29 protein-coding genes are annotated in these 23,297 nt (G+C 62.1%); 13 read left to right on the top strand and 16 right to left on the bottom strand.

Features of this window, described 5'->3' with window-relative positions:
* The first annotated feature begins 26 nt into the window (after positions 1–26).
* From AB4Z51_RS29785 to AB4Z51_RS29805, 5 genes are all read left to right on the top strand, one after another.
* A complete protein-coding gene (locus tag AB4Z51_RS29785) occupies positions 27–932 on the top strand; it encodes a sugar-binding transcriptional regulator (protein ID WP_135214985.1) in 906 nt (301 codons plus the stop codon).
* Complete coding sequence (gene xylB / locus AB4Z51_RS29790; protein ID WP_135214899.1) at positions 929–2,383, top strand: xylulokinase; 1,455 nt, start codon at positions 929–931, stop codon at positions 2,381–2,383. The genes AB4Z51_RS29785 and xylB overlap by 4 nt, the downstream gene beginning before the upstream one ends.
* An 88-nt stretch (positions 2,384–2,471) precedes the next feature.
* Positions 2,472–3,488 (top strand): zinc-dependent alcohol dehydrogenase, encoded by a 1,017-nt coding sequence (locus AB4Z51_RS29795; protein WP_135214898.1) that lies wholly within the window; start codon positions 2,472–2,474, stop codon positions 3,486–3,488.
* Between the two features lie 23 nt (positions 3,489–3,511).
* Positions 3,512–4,177, top strand: coding sequence for an HAD family hydrolase (locus AB4Z51_RS29800; protein ID WP_135214897.1), 666 nt, complete (start codon positions 3,512–3,514; stop codon positions 4,175–4,177).
* A gap of 317 nt (positions 4,178–4,494) precedes the next feature.
* A complete protein-coding gene (locus AB4Z51_RS29805; RefSeq protein ID WP_135214896.1) occupies positions 4,495–4,698 on the top strand; it encodes a cold-shock protein in 204 nt (67 codons plus the stop codon).
* Between the two features lie 272 nt (positions 4,699–4,970).
* Here the strand turns inward: AB4Z51_RS29805 and AB4Z51_RS29810 are convergent, their stop codons facing one another.
* The 4 genes from AB4Z51_RS29810 to AB4Z51_RS29825 form a co-directional block, all read right to left on the bottom strand.
* Complete coding sequence (locus AB4Z51_RS29810) at positions 4,971–5,186, bottom strand: hypothetical protein (RefSeq protein ID WP_135214895.1); 216 nt, start codon at positions 5,184–5,186, stop codon at positions 4,971–4,973.
* A gap of 241 nt (positions 5,187–5,427) precedes the next feature.
* Positions 5,428–5,640 (bottom strand): hypothetical protein, encoded by a 213-nt coding sequence (locus AB4Z51_RS29815; RefSeq protein ID WP_441498598.1) that lies wholly within the window; start codon positions 5,638–5,640, stop codon positions 5,428–5,430.
* Between the two features lie 46 nt (positions 5,641–5,686).
* Positions 5,687–6,337, bottom strand: a complete 651-nt coding sequence (locus tag AB4Z51_RS29820) for a hypothetical protein (RefSeq protein ID WP_135214894.1) — start codon at positions 6,335–6,337, stop codon at positions 5,687–5,689.
* Between the two features lie 210 nt (positions 6,338–6,547).
* Positions 6,548–7,015 carry a hypothetical protein gene (locus AB4Z51_RS29825; protein ID WP_441498592.1) on the bottom strand — a complete coding sequence of 156 codons (468 nt, stop codon included), beginning with the start codon at positions 7,013–7,015 and terminating at the stop codon, positions 6,548–6,550.
* Between the two features lie 311 nt (positions 7,016–7,326).
* Between AB4Z51_RS29825 and AB4Z51_RS29830 the strand changes: the two genes are divergently transcribed.
* Positions 7,327–7,575 (top strand): DUF768 domain-containing protein, encoded by a 249-nt coding sequence (locus tag AB4Z51_RS29830; RefSeq protein ID WP_135214892.1) that lies wholly within the window; start codon positions 7,327–7,329, stop codon positions 7,573–7,575.
* 252 nt (positions 7,576–7,827) lie between these two features.
* Here AB4Z51_RS29830 and AB4Z51_RS29835 read toward each other — a convergent pair whose 3' ends face one another.
* From AB4Z51_RS29835 to AB4Z51_RS29855, 5 genes are all read right to left on the bottom strand, one after another.
* Positions 7,828–8,088, bottom strand: coding sequence for a hypothetical protein (locus tag AB4Z51_RS29835; RefSeq protein ID WP_193560886.1), 261 nt, complete (start codon positions 8,086–8,088; stop codon positions 7,828–7,830).
* Positions 8,089–8,243: 155 nt separating this feature from the next.
* On the bottom strand, positions 8,244–8,483 hold the full coding sequence (locus tag AB4Z51_RS29840) for a hypothetical protein (protein WP_135214890.1): 240 nt from the start codon (positions 8,481–8,483) through the stop codon (positions 8,244–8,246).
* Positions 8,484–9,007: 524 nt separating this feature from the next.
* The gene (locus AB4Z51_RS29845) at positions 9,008–9,829 is read right to left on the bottom strand and encodes a DUF2182 domain-containing protein (protein WP_135214889.1); all 822 of its coding nucleotides are present in this window, start codon (positions 9,827–9,829) and stop codon (positions 9,008–9,010) included.
* Between the two features lie 49 nt (positions 9,830–9,878).
* Positions 9,879–10,508 (bottom strand): DUF1326 domain-containing protein, encoded by a 630-nt coding sequence (locus AB4Z51_RS29850; protein ID WP_135214888.1) that lies wholly within the window; start codon positions 10,506–10,508, stop codon positions 9,879–9,881.
* A 287-nt stretch (positions 10,509–10,795) separates the two neighbouring features.
* Positions 10,796–11,089, bottom strand: a complete 294-nt coding sequence (locus AB4Z51_RS29855) for a hypothetical protein (RefSeq protein ID WP_441498593.1) — start codon at positions 11,087–11,089, stop codon at positions 10,796–10,798.
* Positions 11,090–11,288: 199 nt separating this feature from the next.
* Here AB4Z51_RS29855 and AB4Z51_RS29860 point away from each other — a divergent pair, with 199 nt between their 5' ends.
* Positions 11,289–12,464 carry a lipase family protein gene (locus tag AB4Z51_RS29860; RefSeq protein WP_167768056.1) on the top strand — a complete coding sequence of 392 codons (1,176 nt, stop codon included), beginning with the start codon at positions 11,289–11,291 and terminating at the stop codon, positions 12,462–12,464.
* Positions 12,465–12,509: 45 nt separating this feature from the next.
* On the opposite strand, the gene AB4Z51_RS29865 is transcribed toward AB4Z51_RS29860, so the two are convergent.
* The 3 genes from AB4Z51_RS29865 to AB4Z51_RS29875 all read right to left on the bottom strand — a co-directional run bounded on the left by AB4Z51_RS29865 (position 12,510) and on the right by AB4Z51_RS29875 (position 14,387).
* Positions 12,510–12,695 (bottom strand): hypothetical protein, encoded by a 186-nt coding sequence (locus AB4Z51_RS29865; protein ID WP_049826125.1) that lies wholly within the window; start codon positions 12,693–12,695, stop codon positions 12,510–12,512.
* Positions 12,692–13,906: a zinc metallochaperone GTPase ZigA gene (gene zigA, locus AB4Z51_RS29870; protein ID WP_441498594.1), complete on the bottom strand. Its 1,215-nt coding sequence runs from the start codon at positions 13,904–13,906 to the stop codon at positions 12,692–12,694. Before zigA ends, AB4Z51_RS29865 begins: the two co-directional genes overlap by 4 nt.
* Before the next feature lie 223 nt (positions 13,907–14,129).
* On the bottom strand, positions 14,130–14,387 hold the full coding sequence (locus tag AB4Z51_RS29875) for a hypothetical protein (RefSeq protein ID WP_174770120.1): 258 nt from the start codon (positions 14,385–14,387) through the stop codon (positions 14,130–14,132).
* Between the two features lie 215 nt (positions 14,388–14,602).
* Here AB4Z51_RS29875 and AB4Z51_RS29880 point away from each other — a divergent pair, with 215 nt between their 5' ends.
* Complete coding sequence (locus AB4Z51_RS29880) at positions 14,603–14,977, top strand: hypothetical protein (RefSeq protein ID WP_441498595.1); 375 nt, start codon at positions 14,603–14,605, stop codon at positions 14,975–14,977.
* 3 nt (positions 14,978–14,980) lie between these two features.
* On the opposite strand, the gene AB4Z51_RS29885 is transcribed toward AB4Z51_RS29880, so the two are convergent.
* On the bottom strand, positions 14,981–16,294 hold the full coding sequence (locus tag AB4Z51_RS29885; protein WP_135214886.1) for a polysaccharide deacetylase family protein: 1,314 nt from the start codon (positions 16,292–16,294) through the stop codon (positions 14,981–14,983).
* A 161-nt stretch (positions 16,295–16,455) separates the two neighbouring features.
* Complete coding sequence (locus AB4Z51_RS29890) at positions 16,456–17,262, bottom strand: polysaccharide deacetylase family protein (RefSeq protein WP_135214885.1); 807 nt, start codon at positions 17,260–17,262, stop codon at positions 16,456–16,458.
* An 82-nt stretch (positions 17,263–17,344) separates the two neighbouring features.
* Here AB4Z51_RS29890 and mgtE point away from each other — a divergent pair, with 82 nt between their 5' ends.
* The 4 genes from mgtE (at position 17,345) to AB4Z51_RS29910 (ending at position 21,158) form a co-directional block, all read left to right on the top strand.
* Complete coding sequence (gene mgtE, locus AB4Z51_RS29895; RefSeq protein WP_441498596.1) at positions 17,345–18,766, top strand: magnesium transporter; 1,422 nt, start codon at positions 17,345–17,347, stop codon at positions 18,764–18,766.
* Positions 18,767–18,834: 68 nt separating this feature from the next.
* Positions 18,835–19,170 (top strand): helix-turn-helix domain-containing protein, encoded by a 336-nt coding sequence (locus tag AB4Z51_RS29900; RefSeq protein ID WP_135214884.1) that lies wholly within the window; start codon positions 18,835–18,837, stop codon positions 19,168–19,170.
* A 145-nt stretch (positions 19,171–19,315) separates the two neighbouring features.
* Positions 19,316–20,134: an aldo/keto reductase gene (locus AB4Z51_RS29905; RefSeq protein ID WP_135214883.1), complete on the top strand. Its 819-nt coding sequence runs from the start codon at positions 19,316–19,318 to the stop codon at positions 20,132–20,134.
* A 49-nt stretch (positions 20,135–20,183) separates the two neighbouring features.
* Positions 20,184–21,158 (top strand): hypothetical protein, encoded by a 975-nt coding sequence (locus tag AB4Z51_RS29910; protein ID WP_135214882.1) that lies wholly within the window; start codon positions 20,184–20,186, stop codon positions 21,156–21,158.
* A gap of 253 nt (positions 21,159–21,411) precedes the next feature.
* On the opposite strand, the gene AB4Z51_RS29915 is transcribed toward AB4Z51_RS29910, so the two are convergent.
* Positions 21,412–21,810: a hypothetical protein gene (locus tag AB4Z51_RS29915; protein ID WP_135214881.1), complete on the bottom strand. Its 399-nt coding sequence runs from the start codon at positions 21,808–21,810 to the stop codon at positions 21,412–21,414.
* On the opposite strand from AB4Z51_RS29915, the gene AB4Z51_RS29920 reads away from it, so the two are divergent.
* Positions 21,800–21,949, top strand: coding sequence for a hypothetical protein (locus tag AB4Z51_RS29920; protein ID WP_155257864.1), 150 nt, complete (start codon positions 21,800–21,802; stop codon positions 21,947–21,949). The genes AB4Z51_RS29915 and AB4Z51_RS29920 overlap by 11 nt on opposite strands.
* Before the next feature lie 527 nt (positions 21,950–22,476).
* On the opposite strand, the gene AB4Z51_RS29925 is transcribed toward AB4Z51_RS29920, so the two are convergent.
* Positions 22,477–23,193: a DUF599 domain-containing protein gene (locus tag AB4Z51_RS29925; RefSeq protein WP_135214880.1), complete on the bottom strand. Its 717-nt coding sequence runs from the start codon at positions 23,191–23,193 to the stop codon at positions 22,477–22,479.
* Positions 23,194–23,297: the final 104 nt, after the last annotated feature.

Raw genomic sequence — 23,297 nt, forward strand, 5'->3', positions numbered from 1 at the left:
TTTTGCGGATTGCTTGGCTCTATTACATGGAGAATTTGACCCAGGCCGAGATCGGCGAGCGGCTCGGGCTGACGCGGGCGCGGGTCAATCGCATGCTGTCGGAGGCACGGCACTCCGGCATCGTCAGCATTAGGCTGAATTCAGAGTTTGCGAGCTGCACCGAACTGGAACATCAGTTGCGCGAACGGTGCGGGCTCGACGACGCGGTGGTGATTCCGAGCCCGGAAAACCCTGAACTCGTCGCGAGCTTGATTGGTATGGCGGCCGGGAGTTACCTATCGAAAGTTCTGGAGGATAAGCGTCCGCGCACGATCGGCATTGGCTGGGGCGCGACCCTGCGTGAAACGATCCGCCACGTCACGCCTGCGGAATACCCAGAGCTCTGGGTCGTCTCGATGATGGGGGGCCTCTCGCGAGGGCTCGAGCTCAATACGTTCGAAATCGCAGGCGAGCTGGCACGCCGACTGCACGCCAAATGCAGTTATCTGGCCGCTCCGATCTACGCAAGCAGCAAGCGCTCGCGCGACACGCTCATGGCACAGGACGTTTATGCGGAGGTTCTGGAGCGCGTCAGCAACCTCGAACTTGCGTTGCTCAGCTTGGGCGACCTCACGCCGCGCTCCCTTCTGGTGCGGCACGGCCTTCCGCCGGACGTAGGTATCGAGGATCTGCGTGCGGCCGGGGCGGTCGGCGACGTGCTGGGACAATATCTTGATCAATCGGGCCGGCAGATCAATCACGGCATCAATTCCCGCGCCATCGCTCTGCCGATCGAAAAGCTTGCGGAGACACCGACCGTGATGCTGATCGCGGGGGGCACCAACAAGGCGCCCGTCATCGCGGCTGCGTTGCAGGGAAAGATCGGCAAGGTGTTGGTCACCGACGAGAAGGCGGCTGCCGGAGCGCTCAAGCTGATCGGTAAGCAGAAATGAGTCTGTTTCTGGGACTCGACATCGGTACGTCAGCCGTAAAGGCGATAATCATCGATGCCGAGGACCGTGAGCAGGCGAGCGCAGTCGCTCCACTGTCGATCGATCATCCGCACCCGCTCTGGTCCGAGCAGCATCCCGACGCCTGGTGGGCGGCCTCGGCGGCCGTGCTCGACCGTCTCGCCGCTGATCATCCGAAGCTCATGTCCGGTGTGGCGGCGCTCGGACTGTCCGGCCAGATGCTCGGTGTTGCCCTGATCGATGCCGCTGGACGACCGATCCGGCCGGCACCGCTCTGGAACGATAGTCGGGCCGGCGCCGAATGCGCGGAGCTCGACGTAAAAGTGGCGGATTTTGCCGGCATTGCCGGTGCGCGGCCGATGCCGGGCTTTTCGGCCCCGAAAATCCTCTGGCTGTCGCGCCACGAGCCCGAAGCCTTGAAGCGTACGCGTTGCATTCTGCTGACGAAGGACTACGTGCGCCTGTGCCTGACGGGCGAGGCGATTTCCGATCGAGCGGATTCGTCGGCCACGCTGTTGATGGACACACAGGCCGGAACATGGTCCCCCCAGCTTGCGGAAGCCTGTGGCATCAGCACCGGTCTGCTGCCAGAACTCGTTGAGAGCGGGGAGGTCGGCGGCACCCTGCGGCCAGAGTTGGCACGGCGGTTTGGCCTGCGCAGTAATCTTCCGATTGCGGGCGGTGCAGGTGACAACATGGCCGGCGCAATCGGTGCCGGCGTGGTTCGGACCGGCGACGCATACATCAGCCTTGGGACGTCGGGGGTCTATTTCGTTGCCAACGACCGTTTCGTTCCGGCACGCGGCCAGGGCATGCACACCCACAGGCATGCCGTGCCTGGCTTGTTCGGCCAACATGGTTGCGTCCTGAGCGCAGCGAGCGCGCTGAATTGGGTTGCCGGTATCCTCGGCGTCGTCTCGATCGAGCGGTTCCTCGCCGAGATTGAAGCCGCGGATCTGCCGCCGGCTGATATACCGGTGTTCTCGCCCTATCTTGGCGGCGAGCGGACACCGCATGACGATCCGCTCGCCACAGCAACCCTATCGAATCTGCGTGGCGCGGCGGGGCCGTTGCACATCGGTCGCGGCGTCATCGAGGGCGTCGCTTTCGCCATTGCCGACTGCCACGACGCGTTGATTGCGGCCGGCGCATCGATCGGAACGATCGCACTTGTCGGCGGTGGTGCGCGCAGCCGGTTTTGGGGGCAATTGATCGCGACCGTCATCGATCGCCCGCTGCTGCTGCCGCCATTAGCTCTGCTGGGTCCGGCGCTCGGTGCCGCGCGGCTGGCACGCCAGGCGAGCGGCGGTGGATTGAGCCACGAGGGCGACCGCCATGGAATGACCATGCTTGAGCCACGCGCCGGCTGGCGTCCCGGTTTGGAGGAACGACGCGCCATCTATCGGCAGCATTATGCCAAATTGCCAGTATGAACATTTGTAAATCAAGAGATACATATGTATAGTTCGGCCTCGCGAAGGGCGGTGGCGCCGAAAACATGCAGGAATCAAGGTTTTGAACATGCGCGCAGCGGTGCTCCACGAAGTTCGCGATATTCGCGTCACCGAAATTCCGACGCCAACGCCGGCCGCTGATGAGGTCATCGTGAAGGTTAAGGCCGTAGGCGTCTGCGGCAGCGATTTGCACTCGTACCTTGAAGGCGGCACAACGGGTCCGACCCGGATCAATCCGTTTGTGCTTGGTCACGAATTTTCCGGCACGCTAGTTCCGGAGAGTGCGAAACGGGCAGGCTTACCGGCGGATGCGCTGTTCGCCGTGGACCCTTCGATTTCCTGCGGTCGTTGCGAGTGGTGTCATCGCGGCCATACCAATCTCTGCCCTAATGTGCGGTTTCTGGGTTACGCCCCGAACAACGGGGCGATGGCCGAGTTCATCTGTGTGCCGACATCCGCGTTACACATCGTGCCTGACAGCATCGATCCCGCAGGTGCGGCCATTCTGGAAACGCTTGGCGTTGCGATCCACGCCATGGATCTCGCGCGCTCCCGATTAATGGAGACCGTCGCAGTGCTTGGCTGCGGCCCGGTCGGTTTGCTGCTGATACAATTGGCGCGCCTCGCTGGCGCCAGCAAGATCATCGCGATTGACCCGATAAAGGAACGGGCGGATATCGCTTGCGATCTTGGCGCCCACGTCAGCTGCGGCAGTCCTGAAGAAGCTATCGGCTTTACCGACGGCCGCGGCGCCGACCTCGTTATAGAGGCGACGGACTCCTCGCACGGCTTCGAGCATGCCGCGCGCAGTGCCCGCATCGGTGGTCGACTCGTCATCGTCGGAATCCCGGAGAATAATCAGTATGTGCTGAGCGGCGCAGAATCGCGCCGCAAGGGCCTGTCGATTAAATTTTCACGTCGCATGCCGGAGGTCTATCCGCGAGCGATCGCTCTGGCAGAGGGCGGTCACGTCAAACTCGCCCCCCTCGCAACGCATCGGTTTTCGCTGGACCAGACGCCGGCGGCGTTCGAGCAGCAGGCTGCGCGCCGCGACGGGATCATCAAGGCGATCATTTACCCCTAACCCTGTGCCCGCGAGTTCAATGAATGGCCAAAGCGCTCATTTTCGACTTCGATGGCGTTGTCGCTGACAGCGAGGTTCTGGCCAACACTGTGCTTGCCGAAATCGTAACCGAGCTTGGCGTGCCGACGACGGTTGAGGACTCTTACCGTGCCTATTTAGGTAAGCGCTTCAGCGAAATTCTCGCTGAGATCGACAGGACGGTCGGCAGACAGCTGCCTCTCTCATTCGGCGACCAGTATCAGGCCCGCACTCTGGATCGTTTCAGGCGATCACTGCTGCCGATTGCCGGCGTGCGCGAATTCATTGCAAGATTCGATCACGTGCCGCGATGTATCGCATCGTCCTCCTCGCCGGACAGGCTCGCTCTTTGCCTTGACGTTATGAATATGACGTCTCTTTTCCATGGGCGTGTATTCAGTGCGTCCAACGTCGAACGGGGCAAACCCTACCCCGACATCTTTCTCCACGCTTCAGCCAGCATCGGAATTCCTCCAAACGCGTGCATTGTTATTGAAGACAGCCCGAGCGGAGTGACTGCGGCAAGGGCAGCGGGATGTACGGTCGTTGGACTACTGGCTGCGGGACATATCCGCGAAGATCATGGCGCCTATCTTAAGAAGGCGGGGGCGCACTACTTGGCGCTGGACTATCTTGAAACTGAACAGATCGTTGCTGAACTGCTCGACTGACTGGCCTGCGCAAACATGTCCTCAACCGCTCTCAAGCGCTGATCGGTAGCGATCGGGACTTGCTCGCAGTCCCCGCAACGTCTTGGCATGGGTTCACAGCCTCATGTTTGCCGGACCAGYGAGAAGCAGCGCCTAAGGTTGGGCGCGTCCGCTGGTCGCGGGCCGGGCTCTTGTGGACGAGCCGCTTCGCGTCACGTCCATCGGCTTCGATCCCTTGCGCAAGCATATATAATGTGTCGCTCGCCGGAGGCACTCGCACGAAGGGCTGCCGCTTCGCGGCACCGCTATCACTGCCCGTCGCGCGGGTGCCTTGTTAAGTGGCTTTGGGGACAGTAAAGTGGTTCAACCCGACAAAGGGGTACGGGTTCATTCAACCTGACAACGGCGGCAAGGACGTCTTTGTTCACATCTCGGCAGTTGAGAAGGCTGGTTTCTCCTCGCTTGCGGAGGGAGCCAAGGTTAGCTTCGACGTCGTTTCAAATCGCGGAAAAGACTCGGCGGAAAATCTACGCATCGGGTGATGCGCCTAGCATCCGATCAAACAGGTTCGCGGCGTTTTCATCGGCCAAGTCCGAGGTTGACTGAGGGAGGGGCTCGCCGGGGCTGGCGAGAGGCGAGCCCTCAACCCCAAGGCCGCGAACTCTCCGGCAGCCTTGACGGAAGGCAGCATTCTGCGCCTGAACGTCGTAAATATGAGCGTTAAAGCGTTATCGGAATTTGGCGAGGCACCTCGCGCTTCGCCGCGGCTCATCGTCGCGGCGGATGAGTACGACACACCAAGACGAATAGCGGACTATGAGTTGATCACAGCAAGGACGCCGTCCACGAAAGCCTGGCATTCAGCGTGAGCCTTGAACGTGCCTTTGTATTTGCCGAACAGAAAGACGGTTCGTCCGTAGCCCGTCCCAAAAAAGTATTGGCCAATGTGCTTGCCGGTTTCGTCTTTGATCTCAATGCTGTCGATGCTTTGCGCTGCCTTGAGGTCGGTCGCGGGAAGCTTGATTTGCACAAAGTGTCTCCGGGGCATTTTGGCGAGATCGCCCCTGGCAGGTTAATACGCGGCTGCTTGGAAGGCGACTCCATCAGGAGGACGGAAGCATCCGGTCTAGCGGGTTCGACGCGTTTTCCACGTCCGGAAGGTCGGTAAGGGGATGCTAGCGCGACCATCAACTACCGCTGATGCCCCAGCCCGATTCCGAGGCTGAGCGCCTTCTGACGGAGGGCGCCAGCGGTGCGCTTCGTCATCTTGGCTATTTTGACGACAGGCGTTCGCGCCTTTGAGTGCGCCTTTGCGCCGGGCTCAGGATATTGCCACAGCGGTTCGCGGCGATAAGTCCAAGGATCCGGCAAAAAAGGTTGATGAGCAGGCAGATGCGTTCGATCGCGCAACGGAATCGATAGAGAAGCACATCGCGCGACTGCAGGCCGATGCTCAGGCTGAGGGCTTGGGTGCCGCAGCTCAAGCTCAGATGCGCGCAGAGGCAACGCCGGACCAATCACAACCAGACGTCAACGCGCGCGAGCCGATGAGACGTGCACGGCGCCATCTCTGGTTTGGCCAAAGTTACATAGTATGACGCTCTGCTCGTCGCGAGAGAGTGTCGCGTGACTTCCGAGTAAACTTACGATCTTTTGTGCAATCGATAATTCTTCGAGAAGATCGTTGCTGGAAGCTTTGGTTTTCGTCTTGAGTGATTTCAAGCTGCCTTTGTGAAGCTGTCCTCCGCACCGCGCGTAAACAGTTAGGATCTCCTGTTGGGTTAGATATTCGCCTTCGAAATCCGAAAAGTGGTGGCGCCCCGGGGCGATGCGCTGGCCCGTTACAGGTTGCGGAAAAAATCGAGGATGAATGCTTTCCATCCGTTTTATGATCTGGTCTGCCGCATAGGCCTTTTGCATCGTGTTGCTTTTAGTCTCCTCCAACTCTTCGTGAGCGACCAAACATGCCAGCGCGACGCACTCGCAGGACATACGAATTTGCAGGGTGCAGAATTCCTTCACGAAATGTGAATGAAGTGGAATTACACCATTCGCCGCGTCCTCAATTGCAAAAGTACGCAGCTTAATTTCACTCATAAATCCTGCGTATTGATCCAAGAGCCGTTTATTTGCCTGCTCTGTTTGCCTTTTCGAAGCTCGYGAAAAATTCAATTTAGACATAGTTCAGTTCTCACGGGGTAGCTCCGCGATGGCCCGGCGAAGCTTGATTTCGATGCACCGAGCGTAAACCAGTTCGCCGTTCCAGCCGGTGCTGTGAGAATGACYAGCTGTTCTGGCGCAAACTCTTCTTCACAGTGGTGGCAGCGAACGATCATGGGGGGCTCGGCGGCGTGGGGCGAGTGGGTGACGACGTTCTAGTCGGTAAGCACGTCACGACAGGGGGATAATCTGATTCCCACCGTCAATGCCGTAAGAATACTTCACAAGCTTGTGCCACGTTGGTTTTCCGGCAGCTCCACCACTTGGACAGGAAGCTTCACCGATGCATTGATATTTCTTGAACACATGAATGCAATCAGAGTCTCGAAGGTTGGCAATATGCTCGGTGACCTGAGACGTATAGGCGGAAACCGGCATTCGTGGTTGAGTAAATTGGGGATGGTACACGGCAATCGTTGGGGGGACGACCTCGTTGTTCGGCGTTAATGAGAAATCAAAAACCTCGACACGCTCGTCTGGCTTCGTGTGCTCGACGCAGTTGCGAATCTTCCTAATTGATTTGCAGAAATTCGCCACGTCTGATGTCAGCCCAATGTATTGGCTGTCACCTTTGTGTTTTCGCGATACTTCCTCCGCAAGGCCTTCAAACCACCCCTTAAACTTGCTTCCGTAGAACATCGAAGCAATTGCAAAGAGTGCTTGGAGCGCGTGATCGGCGCGTTGAATGAACTCTTTGCAGCGTGGCTCAAGGTTAAGCTAGAAGCMGGCGGCAACGATGCCCCCAGCCTCCACCGCCGCCAGGCCCGTCATCCGCGGCCAATGAGGATGGCGGGCCGCCTCTATTACCTCCTAGGCCCGCCAGCAGATCGGCGGCCGGTCGTATCTGACAACCATCAAGCCTGCGCCGCCGAGGCCGCTCCAGCGTGAGTTGGGGCGGGCTACCGCCTTCCCTGGAAGCGCGCTAAGCGTGTACCGATGAGGGAGGTCACATGTCAGACAAGGCCCGCGAGTTTATCGATTTCTGGGTGGAGAACAGCATCCACGCTGTCGAACAGTACCAGAATGCGGGCGCATCGCAGGATGTGGCGGAACTCACGCGGCGTCTCATCGAGGCTGCCAAGGGGCAAGGCATTTCGGAGGCCGACTTGCAGGCTGCGATTGGCGACATCGCCGCCTATATCGAAGAACTTCTGAGGGCGGCAAACAGGGCTGAAAGCGAACGGCGTCAGCCTACGTAGGCTTCGTCAACCTATACACATCACCAGGCTGAAGGTTAAGCTCTTCGAACATTCGCTGCTGCTCTGCGGTGATCGGGACATCCAACACTTCCGCGGTCCAGCCTTCTGGAACGGCAGCGAGAACCAATGTCAGCGCCTGACTCGGTTTAGCGAGTGCGATCCAAATTTGCGTTGTTGTGTCATCCGCCGTCACTTGAACGACCAAAAACGACTCTGCCATTTCGTTCAATGCGGCAACTAGCGCCCTGGTTTCTAATCCGAGGCGACTCGATCTCGCTTTGCCGGTCCTCCTACCTGCATATTCTCCAGCGCGGTTGGCGGCTGCAGACCGGGAGAGGTCAACCATTCATTGATGTTCGCGGCAGTATCGGCCTGGCGGGCTCGTCTGAGGTAGAGCTCCCGCTGGGGGCCGGGCGGCAACTGTGCTGCGGCCTCGCAGCGCGCAGCCTCTTCGGCCAGTCGCTCTTCAAATGTCTTAGTATGTTTGGTTCGGTTACGACGCTTGATGGTCATGGCTCTACTCCCTTCCGGTGAAGGCGGGAGCGCTGACCGGGCGCTCTCGTCATCGACATGTTGGCCCATAATCGTCAGGTTGGCGCAGTGTTCCAGCCGCACACGGCCTCCCGCTTGGCGCTAGCCGGTAGCAATCCTGCGGTCGGGCGGGCGCTCTACTTCCCGCCGTTCATGGCGTGCGCCATAGGGGGGCTGGCCCGCCTCGCAAATGCCTTAGCTTGGCGGGCCTTCACCGACGCGCGCTCTCGCACCTCAGCTTTGGTGATCGCCTTCGTCAGCGCCTCCCAGGCAGCGCCATGGAAGGCTGTCTTGTCATCGCCATCGTATTCGAGCTGGCGAAGGGCGATGCGACAAGCAGCGAGCAGTTCGCGCTCCAGCGCCGTGAGATCAGCCATTGCGGCACCCCCTCGCGCTGTGTGCATGGTGCGCGCATGAGGGAAAATTGCTTTTCGACGGAGCGAGAAAGATCGAAGCTAAGTCTCTGATCTTGTTGGTGAGCGCGCTGGGGCTCGAAGCCAGGACCCCGTGATTAAAAGTCACGTGTGCAAGCTGGCAGATTGAATCCGGCAAAGGAAAGATCGCCCAAAGGGCATCGCTGGCAACATGTAGGTGAGCAAGGCGCCTTCGAGGATCTCAAGGGCCGCGATCAAGACGTTCGTTGGACGGTAAAGGCACGTTTGCCCACGGAAATGCACCTAACCTCTCTGTCAGGCTCCGTAACCATTTGAAATCAAAGAAAGTTAATGCGCCCTCCGAGCGCACCAACCTCGAAAGCCGATCGATGGGAGGACCGGCTCAGGGAGCCCAGGTCTTCGCCGTTCGGCCGTCCCCGCCTGACGGTTCGAGTGTAGGGCTGGCGGCTCGGCGTGATCGCCGTTTGCAACAGGGCACGCGTACTGAACATCACGCAGGTTGCTCATCACCACGGCGACGACACCAGTAGCCAGACGCCGGCGGCCGCACACGCAATGCCGGCGGCGCGCGCGATCCATCGTCCGATCGGCGTGTGTTTCTCCAACAGGACGAGCAGGGCCAAAAGCGCAATCCAAAGCACGTTCATCACCCCGCCTACGAACAAAAGCGCCATCAAGACCCAGCAGCAGCCGACACAATAACCTCCGTGCCGCAGCCCCAGCAGCAGGCAGCCTCGCAGGTCGTCGCGAAAGCCGCCGTGGCGCATCAGGAACAGAAATGGCGACTGGCATTTGGCGAGACAGACGTTTTTGAGCGGCGTCCATTGATAGACTCCCGCCGCGATCAGCACGATTGCACTGAGCAGATTGCTGGCGATCGTCATCCGGGAATCCAGCAGGACTGCCCGCTCGATCGCCCATTGGAGTAGGGTTGCTGCCAGCGAAAAGCCGCCCCAGGCGAGGAGATAACCGGCCGCAAACCAGCCGGTCGCAGCGAACGGTTTGCCCTGCGCTTTCCCTTGTCGACCCACGCGGGCGTACATGAGGATCATGGGTGCTGCCGAGGGTGCCATCATTCCGACCATCATCACCACCCACATCAGCAACACATACGCGAACTCGATCGCTCGCCATGGCTCGCTCGCCGGCAACATGATTCCGATTCCGGCCGGGATCATGCGGAACCCGGTCATGTCCATGCCGCCCATGTCCATGTCCTTGGCAAGCCAGAGCACATAGACCCATGCCAGCGCGACAATGATCCCGATCGCGCCGCCGACGATCCAGCGATCGCGCCGCAGCACGGTTTCCAGGGGGCCGTCGGTCATTTGCGATAAGTGTTGCCGGCCTTCTCGCAAGGCCGGGTCAGGAGTTGCATCACGCCTGGTTCGACCAGCGGATCGGCGCATAGAGGCCGTTCTTGCCGGAATTGTCCCAGCGCATGCCATGATCGCTGAACGTATTACCGGCGGCACCGACTGCCATGACCATCCTGTCGGGGCTGACTGGATGGCCGATGTTGGCCCACATTTCCCCGCTCGGATGCATGGTCGGCAACGGGTCGACGGACATGTGCAGAATATCAGGGATTTCCGCGGACCGCGTCTTGCCCTCGATTCGGAATGTGATCGGGACCTTGCGAACCCCCAGGTTCTTGCTGATCAGCGGTGTGAACGCGGCCATCGGACCACCGGCGGCGCCGGTGAAGATCGCGGCTAGAGCCTCGGTCTGCTCATCGTTGGCGCGCTGGTCGATATAGGCGGCCACCGACCAATCTCCGTCTGCCATGATCCCTGGCGCGTGGAGGATAACCAGGACATTGAGTCCATCGAGCTCGATGTTGCCATAGCGGCCGCTCTCGACGTGGAAGATCAGCGGTACGTTACAGAAGCCCTCGGTCGGTCGCGCGGTCAGCGGGGGAGCCGCCGACACGAGGCAGGGACACACGATGCTGCAATTGCAATTCTCGAAGTAGTCACCGGAAAGGTGCCATGGGACATCTGCCATCGCTATCTCCCGCTAGGCCGAACCCGTTAGATTACTTTCGAATGAGCTACGTGCAGTTGAAAGTTACGCTGCGTGGCGAAGTCCCGCAAGCTGAAGTCCCGCAAGCTATTGTGAGGTTCGGTCAATCCACGGGAAAAAGCACCTATCAGCTGGAGATCCACCCAAACTCTTTGCCCATTTCCGCAAGCCATTGAAACTTCAATATATGCGACCGCCCTCCGAGCGCGCCAAACGGCGGATCGCGCCGCTTTGGCCGGGGTAGGGGCCTGTTTCTGCCGAATGCCCTCTCAGATCAAGTCGATGATCTGATCATAGAACATCAGACGAGAGTGGCTGCATCGGACGAGATGCGTCTGAGCGAATCTATTCAGCCAATCTGATTTGCCGAGATTGACCACGGCAGCCTGGCGCGGCGGCGGTCCCCAATCGATTGTGTCGAAACTGAAATTATAGACTTCCTCCGGCGTGAATATCGAAACCTGTGGCCGATGAATCCGCAGATGCCTCATGTCGCTTTCGATAGAACAGTGCGCGTCCGGTTGGAATGAGTTGGAGCGGGCAAGGCCTGGAACACCGGCCACCCCGGGGGATCCTCCCTGCTCACGCAATTGTTCCTGGACGTAGCCAGCCAGGGGCGCTGGTCGATCGACACCTTCTTATTGCGTTTCTATGCTATCACATCTTATAATTGATAAACCCAAGAGACACGAAATATCGGTCGCTGGCTTCCGGGTCCGAACACGGGCGGCTGGAGTCGAGCACCTTTGCAAGGAGGGCAGCATGACGCTCAAGTCGGGATTCCAATTCGCGGAGGCGCAACTTCTGCTTGAGATGGCGCAGCGTGCCTACGCCGGCACGCCATCGCTGACCGAAGCGGTGGCAACCTGCGGCGTGCCCTCCGTGCCCGATCCAAGCTCAAATTGGGCGGTCCGCAAGGACCTCACCCCGACGAGTGCCACGCTATTGGATAATTACTGGCAGGTCTGGCAGAACCAGAGTGACACCACCCAATACGCGATCGCAGTGCGTGGCACGGTCGCAAGTGCGGCCAGCGTGTTGGCCGACTTGCTGTTCCCCCTGATCAACGCGCGCTTTGACGTGAAGCTCGGTCCGATCTCGCTGCCGTTCTATCTTGCCCGCGATGAGGGTGACAGTGCGGTGAAAGCCGGTGTGCATTCGGGCTTCGCTCTGAGTTTGCTGCTCATGCTGTTCACCACCGATAGCCCGTTGTTCGTGACCTTGGGGCTGCTTGCGGAGCAGGGCAACGACGTCTACATCACCGGGCACAGCCAGGGTGCCTCGATCGCCACGCTGCTGACCTCGCTGGTCCGGCACTCGACGGATGTTTTTAAGGGGCCAGCCTACAAGACCTATACCTTCGCGCCTGCCAAGGCCGGCAACGACCATTACGCATACGATTACGCGCGGCTTGCCGCCGTCGACGGATACGGTTGGGCCGTGACGTCGACGCAGGACTGGGTGCCGCAGGCACCGTTTGCCCTGGAGTGGATATCAGACCTCAACACGCCAAATCCGCTGCGTGGGTTCGGCGGCAGTCCCGATCCTGAGGCAATGATCGCGCTCGGCAGCGTGGTCACCGGCGGTGAGAGCGCGGTCAATCGCGTTCGCGACGATGCGGTGAGGCGGCTCAAGCAACGGGTCGAGAGTCTTTCTCGGAGACTGACATCCGAGACGATCCATTTGACCGCCGCCGATCTCGGCGCGGCAACCGCCGCACCGATCACGGGATCAACGATCTCGGACTTGATCCAACAGATCCTCGACCAGCTTCAGGCCTCGCTGAACTATGCTGACGTCGGCGCGCTGCTGCCGCTCTTCGCCAACCCGGGCGGCAACCCGACCGATGGGACGCCGGGATGCCAGAAGCTGGACTATTTCTGGCAGCACCACCTCGGCAACTACCTGAAATACATGAAGCAGCAATATGGCGGCTGAGCCGGGAAGGACTGCGTGCGCCCTCCGAGCGCACCACCTTCATCCTTATCGCTGTTTTGGCTGGATTTCGGCGACTGCCTCGCGCGGTGCTCGTTGGTCCAAGCGATCATCAGCTTGTCCGCCGGTCAAAGTGACCGGCGGGAATATGCTGTCGTAGATCGCACGCGCCTCACGGATGAGGCGCTGCCGCTCGAGCTCGGATTTCGGAACGAATCGAACGACGTTGGTCATTTGCGTTCCGCGGCTTCGTCCGCGCGGCGCCAGACCGGGAAGGGGTCTGCGAGCTTCGCCCATTCCGTGACGTTCATCGCCGGCTTCCCCGGGACGAGGCAGGCATCCAGACGGGCGCGGAGCGAACCTTCATCCATGCCGGTGCCGATGAACACGATTTCCTGGCGGCGATCGCCGTAGATGTCGTTCCAGTTCGCACGCAGCTGTTTCCGCCAGGACGGATCATCCGGCCAACGTTCCGCAGGTACGGCCGCCCACCAGAAGCCAAGCGCCTGCGTGCGCGTGATCGTGCCAGCCTGGCTGATCTCGCCAAGCCATTGCGGGCGCGTTGCCAGCCAGAAATGTCCCTTGGCGCGAATGACGCCGGGCCAGGGCTGCCTGACGAACTTGTCGAACTTTTCGGGATCGAACGGCCGGCGCGCGCGATAGACGAAGTTTGTCACGCCGTATTCCTCGGTCTCCGGCACGTGATCGGCAAAGCCGTAGAGCTCCTTGAACCAGAGCGGATGCTGCTGCGCCCGCTCGAAGTCGAACCGGCCGGTGTCGAGAACGCGATCGAAGGCGACCCGGCTGTGGTTGGCTTCGATCAGATCCGCGTCCGGATTGAGCGCGCGGATGATCTTTCGCGCTGCCTCGCGTTGTGCGGGCGACGCGTCATCGACCTTGTTGAGAACGATGACGTCGGCAAATTCGATCTGCTCGACGAGGAGATCGACCAGCGTGCGCTTGTCGTTCGCCAGCGCTTCGCCGCGCTGATCGAGAAAATCCGTCGACGAATAGTCTTTGAGCAGGTTCACGGCGTCGACCACGGTGACCATGGTGTCGAGACGCGCCACATCGGAGAGGCTTTCGCCGTCTTCGGAACGGAAATCGAAGGTCGCCGCAACCGGCAGCGGTTCGGAGATGCCGGTGGATTCGATCAAGAGATAATCGAAGCGGCCATTTTCTGCGAGGGCGCGCACCTCCTTCAGGAGGTCGTCTCGCAATGTGCAGCAGATGCAGCCATTCGTCATCTCGACGAGCTTCTCGTCAGTCCGGGACAGGTTCGCACCGCCATCGCGAACCAAATCCGCATCGATGTTCACCTCGCTCATGTCGTTGACGATCACCGCCACCTTCAGGCCGTGCCGGTTGTTCAGGACGTGGTTCAGCAAAGTGGTCTTTCCAGCCCCGAGGAAGCCGGACAAGACGGTGACGGGGAGTTTTTGCATGGAGATCGAAGAGCCTTTTCAACGGGATAGGACGGTGACGCTTGGGGAGGGACATTGGGACCGGGTATGTAATGTTATAACATTACATTCGTTGGCGGCGCCGTCGTCAAGTCGTTTCGCAGCTCAGCTGAAATTCGCGAACATTGAGGTGGATGATCGTTGTAACGATCGGCTGCCGCTCAGCTCCAGGCAGCAGCGCGCTCGAAGGCCTCGCGCGACGCGCTCAGCCATATTCGTCGCCGATCCCGTATTCGCGGTAGATCTCGAGCGGATCCGTGTCCGGAAACAGGCGGCATTTGGCCTGGGCGAGGTGCAGGCTCACCGCCGACGGCTCCTTGCCGTTCGCCAGCATCTTGCGGATGTCGTCCATATGCGCGCTCGGCTGGTGTTTTGGTTCGAGCTGCTCCAGCGCGACGAGCGCGGTCGCCAGGGCCTCGGTCAGCACCCAGTCGTCGTGGCCCGTGATTCCCTTCTTCGGCATCGGCAGACCCCACATGCGGTGGCTGTGCCAATGTACCGTAGCTTCCGGCGAATCTCCATCGCGCAGCTGGCAACCTCGCGTTTACGTGGAACACGCAGGCCCCGGTACTCTCGCTTGCATTGTGAACGCCCGTGGCTAAAAGGCGGCCGGCGATCGTATCTTTGTCGAAATAAAGATGGCGTAGACGGGTCGCACCGCTCAGGGCTGGAGCCAGCATGGTCTTTCTTAGCTTCGTCTACCGCTTCGTGACGAACTTCGCCTTCATGGCGATGGTCTATTTCAGCCTGAATTTCATGGAGAAATACCAGAACCGGGCGATCCTCGCGATCCTGGTGCTGGTCTATGCCGGCATGCGCGCGGCCTCGACGCTGCGTGCGTTCTATTTCTTCCAGAAGATCGAGAAGCTGGAGGCGGAGACCAAGCGCCTGCAGGCTCCGATCAATGACGGTTCGGGCGCAACGAACGCGCGCAAGCAGGTCGTGGCCGACGTTGGCCGGCTGCGCCGCGACGGCGAGCTCAAGTCCTGTATGGACCTGTTCTTCCTGGCGCTGATCGTGCTGCTCTGTGTCGCCAACATCATGCGCCAGTAGAGCTTACTGCGCGCGCTTCTTCAGGCTGGCGACGCGGGTCGGATGCGTCGCGGAACTCCGCGGTGTGGCGCCCTTGGGCGCCGTGCTCTTGGGGGCAATGCTCTTGGGGGCGGTGCCCGTAGCCTGCGCGGTGTGCTTCGCTCCGGCCGGCGCCGTATGTGCGGTCCGATGTCCGCGCGACTTGCCGGCCTTGCCCTTGGCCGCATGGGGCGTCTCGGCCGCCATTGCCAGCCGCATCGCGGCGCGCCGCGACAAGGTCGTCGACAGCAGGACCTCGACCGAGCCCTCGGGGATGGCAAAGAGATCGCGGTCGGGTACGGGCAGGGTGGCCGCGACATTCGCCAGCGCCATGGTCTTGCGCGGCAGCAGCGGCTGATGCTCGGTCTGTGCGTTGAGGTCGGCAAGCGAGGGCGCCGGCAGCGTCTTGGTCTGCGCGAACACGAAGTTCGGCACCGACGGCCAGCGTGCGATCGGCACCGTCTCGGTCGGCGGATGCAGCAGCCATTCCACCGGCGTGGTCGGCGTCGCCGGCCGATCGGCGGTCGCGGGCACCACATGCACGATGCGATAGCCGCGCGCCTTGAGGTCGCGGATGATCTTCGGCAGCGCCGCCACCGTACGGGGCTGGATGTCGTGCAGCAGCAGGATGCCCTTGCCCTTGGCCTCCAGCCGCTGGATCGCGAGCTGGTAGACGCGGTCGGACGACACATGGCGCCAGTCGTCGGCGGGGAAGTCGGCGCTCCAGACCTGGATGCCGCGCGAGATCAGGAGGTTTTCGACGCCTTCGGCGCGCATCAGGCCGGGAATGCGGAAGAACGGCGCGAGCTTGGACGGATCGGTCATCGCGGCCGAGGTCCACTCGATGCCGCCGTTGATCTGCGCCTCGGCCTTGTCGAGCGGCATCCGGTCGAACGTCAGCGGATGGTTCATGCTGTGCGTGCCGACAGTGTGGCCCGCGGCAATCAGCTTGCGCACGCCTTCCGGGTTCGCCTTGGCCTGCTCGCCGATGATGAAGAAGGTAGCCTTGATGCACTCGTCGTCGAGCATCTTGAGGATCTGGTTCGAATATTTCGGCAGCGGACCGTCGTCGAAGGTCAGGACGACTTCATGGTCTTTCAGCGGCAGCGTTTCGCGGTACTGCATGGTGCCGATGCGCGGATGCTCGCGCGCATCGACCACGAGGGTGCGGGAGGTCCCGAGTGCATCCGGATGGCCGGGACAGTCCGCCGCAAGGGCCGCCGGTGAACCGACGACCAACAGCCCCAGACACAGGACGATCCACGATCGCGTCCGAACAACAACGCTACTTCCGATCATGAACCTCGTCTGCCTCTTTACGCGACTGCCGCCTTAATTGGTCGGAGACGCCCAGAAACGGTTCAGGCGCAATACCCTCTACATCCTTGCATGCCGTAGCATGAACAGACTGTTAATAGGGCCCAAATCACCCCATTTTGCACCGCCGTGACATTACGGCATCATTGCGCATCGGCGCTCTTCTGTGACGTGCCCGCCGGCACGACGTGAACGACGCGATAGCCGTTGTCCCTGAGGTACCGCAGGAAGGCCGGCATGATCGCGGCCGTGCGTGCCTTGGGGTCGTGGAAGAGGATGATGCCCTTGCCGGCGCCGGCGAGGCGCTCGGTGACGAGCTTCAATTCCTGCTCCGGCGTCATCTCGTTCCAGTCGCTCGCCCAGAGGTCGGCCCCGAACACGACGATGCCGCGTGACTGGAGCAGGTCGAGCTGCGCTTGCGTCCCCTCGAAATAGGGGAAGCGGAAGAACGGTGTCGAGGGCGTCACCGTCGACACGCCTTTGAGCGCCGTCTCGTCGGCCGCGATGCCGCGGTCGATCTCGCTCTTCGCCTTCTCGAACGGGATCCGCGCCATGAACGGGTGCGACCAGGTGTGGTGGCCGATGGTATGGCCCTCGCGGGCAATGCGCTTGACCATGTCAGGATGTTCGGAGGCGTGCAGGCCGATCAGGAAGAAGGTCGCGCGCACGCATTCCTGCGCCAGCGCCGCCAGCACCTTCGACGTCGTCGGCGGATGCGGGCCATCGTCGAAGGTCAGCACGACCTCGTGATCGGCGAGCGGCAGCGTCTGCGGAAAGCTCTTCAGGCCGACGCGCGGCGTGGTCTTGGCGTCGACGCTCAGAACGCGCGAGGTGCCGAGCGCGTCCTTGCGCGGGCAGTCCGCGGCCTCCGAAGAAGCGATGCCGGTGAGGCCCGCTAAGACCGCGCCCACCGAGATCGACATCCATTTCAGCCGAAGCATCTTTGCCATTGCGCTCGCAGTTCGCTTGTGGGTATTGCCTGACCGTCAGCTCAGACCACTCGTTCCAACCTGTCAAACGGCGAGGCGCGCCATGGATGAACATATGGACGGTGCCCCATCCGCCGAGGCCTCGGTACTCGACCACGTTCCGATGCGCAATGAAGACGGCGAAATTCGTCATGAATTCGTCGAGGAGATCGCCCATGCGATCGAGGCCGGCGACAGCGCCGCGCTGCGCGCCTGCGTCGCCGAGCTGCACGAGGCCGATCTCGGCGATCTGATCGGAGCTCTCGCGCCCGACCACCGCGTTCGCCTGGTCGAGCTGACCGGGCGCGACTTCGACTTCTCGGCGCTGAACGAGCTCGRCGAGGGCGTGCGCGAGGAGATCCYCGAGGAGCTGCCGCCGGAGACCGTTGCGGAAGGCGTCCGCGAGCTCGAATCCGACGACGCGGTCGAGCTGCTGGAAACCCTCGACGAGGCGGAGCAGGAGGAAATCCTCGAGAAGCTGCCGTTGCAGGAGCGCGTCGCGCTCGAGCGCAGCCTGCTTTATCCCGAAAATTCCGCCGGCCGCCGGATGCAGACCGAGTTCATCGCGGTGCCGCAGGATTTCACCGTCGGCCAGGCGATCGACTACATGCGCGAGACGCCGGATCTGCCCGACCGCTTCTACGAGATCTACGTCGTGGACAAGGACCAGCACTGGCAGGGTGCGGTCTCGCTCGACGTCCTGCTCCGCGCCCGCCGCCCGGTCGCGCTTGCCGAGCTGACCGACGAGGATCGCCGCCGCGTCTCCGTCCTGGAGGACCAGGAGGAGGTGGCGCGCATGTTCGGCAAGTACAATCTCGTCGCGGCACCGGTGCTCGACACCCAGGATCGCCTGGTCGGCGTCATCACCGTCGACGACGTCGTCGACGTGATCGAGGAGGAGGCGGACGAGGACCTCAAGGCGCTCGGCGGCGTCAACAGCGACGAAGAACTCTCCGATACCGTGTTCACCATTGCGCGGGCGCRGTTCAACTGGCTGCTGGTCAATCTCGCCACCGCCTTTCTTGCATCCTCGGTGCTTGGCCTGTTCGAGGGGCAGCTCGAGAAGATGGTCGCGCTCGCGGTGCTTGCGCCGATCGTCGCGAGCCAGGGCGGCAATGCCGCGACCCAGACCATGACGGTCGCGGTGCGCGCGCTTGCGACGCGCGAGCTCGGCTCCTCCAACGCCTGGCGCGTGGTGATGCGCGAAGGCCTGGTCGGGCTCGTCAACGGCCTTGCCTTCGCCTTGATCACGGGCATCGCGGCGGTGGCCTGGTTCAAGATCCCGGGCCTCGGCATCGTCATCGGGCTTGCGATCATCTGCAACCTCGTCGCGGGCGCGCTCGGCGGCATCCTGATCCCGATGGCGCTCGAACGTGTCAGGGCCGATCCGGCGGTCGCGTCAGGCACGTTCGTCACGACGGTGACCGACGTCGTCGGCTTCTTCTCCTTCCTCGGCATCGCGACGCTGTGGTTCGGGTTGAGGTAGCGGCGACGGGCAACCATCTTTAATCCGAACTTAAGCRACCTGCCGCATCATCGCCCGTGCTTGGGGGAATGGACATGCGGTTGCGGCTGAAGGCGGACGGACGGGTYGTCGAGTTGCGGGATGGGCAGGAGCTTCCGGTCCAACCGTTTCCAGTCCAGCCGTTGCCGGTCCAGGCGGCGGCCAATGCCGTCCCTGGCGATGACGCCAGCTCGCTTGCGGTGCGCGCTCTGCGCCGCCGCGCCTGCCTCACCCAGATGGAGTTCGCCGCCAAGCTCGGCGTTCCCGTCGAGACCATCCGCAACTGGGAGCAGGGCAAGCGCGCCCCGCGAGGACCCGCCCGCGCGCTGCTCGCCGTGATAGCGCATGCGCCGGACACCGTGTTCCAGGCGCTCGCCAAAGCCTGACGTCAGGGCCAGGCGCGAGCCTCCCGTTAGCATTGCCCTGAATATCCGGCCCGGCGCCGGCGTCGTCCGTTGGCACTGTCACGGGCCGGGTCCATAATGGCGCCCGGATGATGTTTTGAGGCGATCGCAACAGAGAGGATTCCTCATGCTGTTCGTCGAGGCCAATGGCGCAAGGATACCGGCGATCGGGCTCGGGACCTGGGAGCTGGGCGGGCGCGCTTGCGGCCGCGTGGTCGAGCAGGCGCTGCGGCTCGGCTATCGCCACATCGACACTGCGCAGGTCTACGACAATGAGCGCGAGGTCGGCGACGGCCTGCGCGGCTCAGGCGTGCGCCGCGACGACATCTTCCTCACGACAAAGGTCTGGACCAACCATTTCGCGCCCCATGATCTCGAACGCTCGGTCAAGGAGAGCCTCGCCCGGATGCGGCTCTCCTCCGTCGATCTCCTGTTGCTGCACTGGCCCAATTCGCACGTGCCGCTGGAGGAGACGCTGGGTGCGCTGTCGCATGCCAAGCGCATGGGCCTGACCCGCCACATCGGCGTTTCCAATTTCACCGTGGCGCTGATCGAGCAGGCGGTGGCGCTCTCGCCGGAGCCGCTCGTCTGCAACCAGGTCGAATATCATCCTTATCTCGACCAGACGAAGGTGAGGGCAACCTGCGACCAGCATGGCCTCGCGCTGGTCGCCTACAGCCCGATCGCCAGGGGACGCGTCAAGGCCGACCAGACGCTCGCCGGGCTCGGCCGCGCGCATCGCAAGACGCCGGCACAAATCTGCCTGCGCTGGCTGGTGCAACAGAATGTCGCTGCGATCCCGCGCACCTCGCGCGTCGAACGTCTGTCGGAAAACATCGATATTTTCGATTTCGAGCTCTCGGATGACGAGATGGCCCAGATCGCCGCGCTGGCAAATCCCAAGGGCCGTCTGACCGATTTCGGCTTCGCGCCAAAATGGGATTGAGAGGGGGCCGCTGTATGCTAGGACCGGCGTGGCAACCCAAGATCGATCGATGGAACTGCGGAAGATCATACGGACGGACATTGCAGCGTCGGCGGTCGCGCATCTGACGCTGGTGGCGCTGATCATCCTGATCAGCGAAGTCCATCCGTTTCACGCCGCGGCGCCCGAGACTGTTTCGGTGGACATCGTCACGCCGGAGCAGGTGAAGGAGGAGGAGGCCAAGGCCGAGGAGAAGGCTCAGGAGAAGCCGCCGGAGCCGCTGCCGGACCTGAAATTGCCGAAGCTGGATTTCACCGACAAGGACAAGGCGGAAGCCGCGCCGAAGCCTGCGACCAAGCAGCAGGCCGCGGCGCCGTCACCGCAGGCCCCGCCTGAACCGCAGCAGAAACAGCCGCAGCCACAGCCCTCTGAGGCACCGAAGCAGCGGGAGGCCAATGTGCAGCCGCAGCCTCAACAGCCGCAGCCGTCGCAACAGCCGCCTCCGCAGCCCCAGCAACAACCGCCGCCCCAGGCGATGCCGCAGCCGCCGTCGCAACGGCCGCCGCCACAAGCGATGCAGCAGCCGCAAGCCGCGCCTCCGGCCTATCAGGCGCCGGAGCCTGACGTGACCGTCAAGTACGGCGTCATGCTGGGCCTGCCGCCGGAATTGCCGCCGGAGCTGCCGAAAGACGCCCCCAAGGACGATGGCGGCGATGCCAAGGATTCAATCGCGGCCAAGCTGCCACCCGAGGTCATCGCCGCGCTGCGTCGCCACCTGAAGAGCTGCGCCAAGCTGCCGGCCGGGGTCGACCCGACCGACAACGTCAACATCAAGCTGCGCACGGTGTTCGCCACCGACGGCACACTGGCCCGCCCGCCGATCCTGATCGAAGCTCCGCCATCCGCGAAGGGCGTGGCCATCGTGAAATCCGCGACCGCAGCGCTCCTGGCCTGCCAGCCCTACAAGATGCTGCCGGCCGACAAGTACGGCGAATGGAAGATCTTGGACCTGCCGTTCTCGCCGCGGGATTTTGGCGGAGGGTAGGCGGCTCGCTCCACTCTATCCATTCTGCGAGCTAAGGCCTCCCGGTTCGCGGCTTCAGCCATGCCATGATCACGGCGTGCGGCGTTCTCCGGCTGCGTGGCAAGCTATGTCTTTCGATGGTGCGCCGTGCAAAGGCGCCGGCCTGCTCGGTGGAGCCTCGCTGCGCCGGCGCGAGAGCCATCCACTCGCGAATGACGGCACGTCGAATGTTCGATTTTGGCATCGGATCAAATCCATGAGTTCGGGTGGATGTTCACGCGGCCTGCCGAAGGGGGATGGCCTCCGAGCGCCGCGCCAGAAGCACGCTGCCGCAAGGATGCTCGGCGCCTTGCAGGACGACGAAGCCGCGCTTCGTCACTGCGGCACGAAGAGTGTCCTTCGCAGCTGCCTTCTGCGCGTCGAGCCAGATCACCAGCACGGCGCGGGGGCTCAGGAAATCGTCGAGCCAATCCACTGTCGCATCGAGTGCGTGAAGCGTGCGTCGCCGCCAATCCACGAGCGCGACTTCATATTGACCTGCCGGCCGGCCGCAATTACCTGCCGCCGCCGCCAGCAGATATCCGCGACGATGCAGCTCAATCACCAATTCCATGCTCTTCGCGCCGACCACGACGATGCGTTGCCGCGTCGAGCAGTTCGCGATGGCCATCATCGGATCGATGATCCTGTCGCTGACCCCTGAATTCGACATCATTTCACCAGTTCGCTACGCCGCGCGAGCTTGCGCGACGGAGCGGATATGGTGCTGGATGCTGTATGATTTCGAGATTGGCGCGATCGCGGTTGCATAGGATCGGCATAGGACCGGCCTCGGCGGCGCGCTGCCGGCAACTTATGTCGCGCTTATAAACAGACGATGCACTCCCCATCGCATTCAAATGCCGTCAGCGCCATTCTTCCGGCCCGCGCTTGTTATCGCGCCTTGCCTGGAGACAAAAATGTCGGCTTACCGTGCATTGATCGTGGGGCTACACGATCGTCCCATCAGAATGATCCACATGGATTGCATCGACGACGAAGCTGCGATCAGCTCCGCGGAGAGGCTCGTCGACGGTCGCGACGTTGAGCTCTGGCAGATGGATCGGCCTGTGGCCAGATTCGATTGCCGGTCCGGGACGATGCGCAGGAAGTAGGCCGGGATATCGCGGTGTGGGCAGGCCTCGCGTCCTGGGATGACGGAGCCAGTCGTGTCGTCATTGCGAACGTAGCGAAGCAATCCGGACTGTCACCGTGAAAAGATCCTGGAGTGCTTCGCTGCGCTCGCAGTGACGGTGTGGAGAAAACGCGTGCCGCCCTTCGCTCGCGCGCAGCAGATGCCTCAAGAACCGCGCTTCCGAGTCTCCGCACCATCCATCTCCTCCGGCGCCATCGCCGCCCAGGCACTGGACGCGAATTGCCTTCGCCAGGTCACGATCACCACCGCCGCCGTGGTCACGAACAGCACCCAGGGGCTGACGAACCARCCGAGATAGCCGAGTGCGAAGAAGAAGGCGCGCTGGCCGCGGTTGAAGTGGCGGCCGGCGGATTCGAACAGGCGCGAGGTGCGGATGACGTGGGCCTCGGCCTCAGGCGTGTCGCGCCGGTCAGCCGGCGGCATGCCGCCGAACAGGATCGCGACATAGTTGAACAGGCGATAGGCCCAGGCGAATTTGAAGAAGGCGTAGACGCAGATCAGCACGAGGCCGACGCATTTCAGCTCCCACAGCGCGGGCGAGGGGCTGAGATCGATCGGCAGCTTGGCGAGGATGGTGATGGCGTCGTTGGTGGCATGCAGCAGTGCCAGTGCGCCGCCGAGCGCGAACAGGCTGGTGGAAGCGAAGAAGGCGGTGCCGTTCTGGAGCGAGGCCATGATCTGCATGTCGACCATGCGGGTGTCGCGGTCGAGCAGGCGGCGGACCCAGACCTCGCGATAGCGGTTCATGCGCGCCGACAGGCTGTCGCGGCCATAGGCCGAGTGCTCCAGCGTCAGGGCATAGACCAGCCATTCGATGATGAAGAAGCCGACCGCGGTGATGTCGACCCAATGCCCGCCCATGTCTCACTCCTCGCGAAGATCGCAACGATTGCCACGCGCGGCCGGGTGCGGCAACGATTGATTGGCGGCAGGCGATGGCGCTAAAAGCAGCCGCATCCGCATCC

Origin of the sequence: Bradyrhizobium sp. 2TAF36 (genome assembly GCF_052114925.1) — a bacterium.
GTDB lineage: Bacteria > Pseudomonadota > Alphaproteobacteria > Rhizobiales > Xanthobacteraceae > Bradyrhizobium > Bradyrhizobium barranii.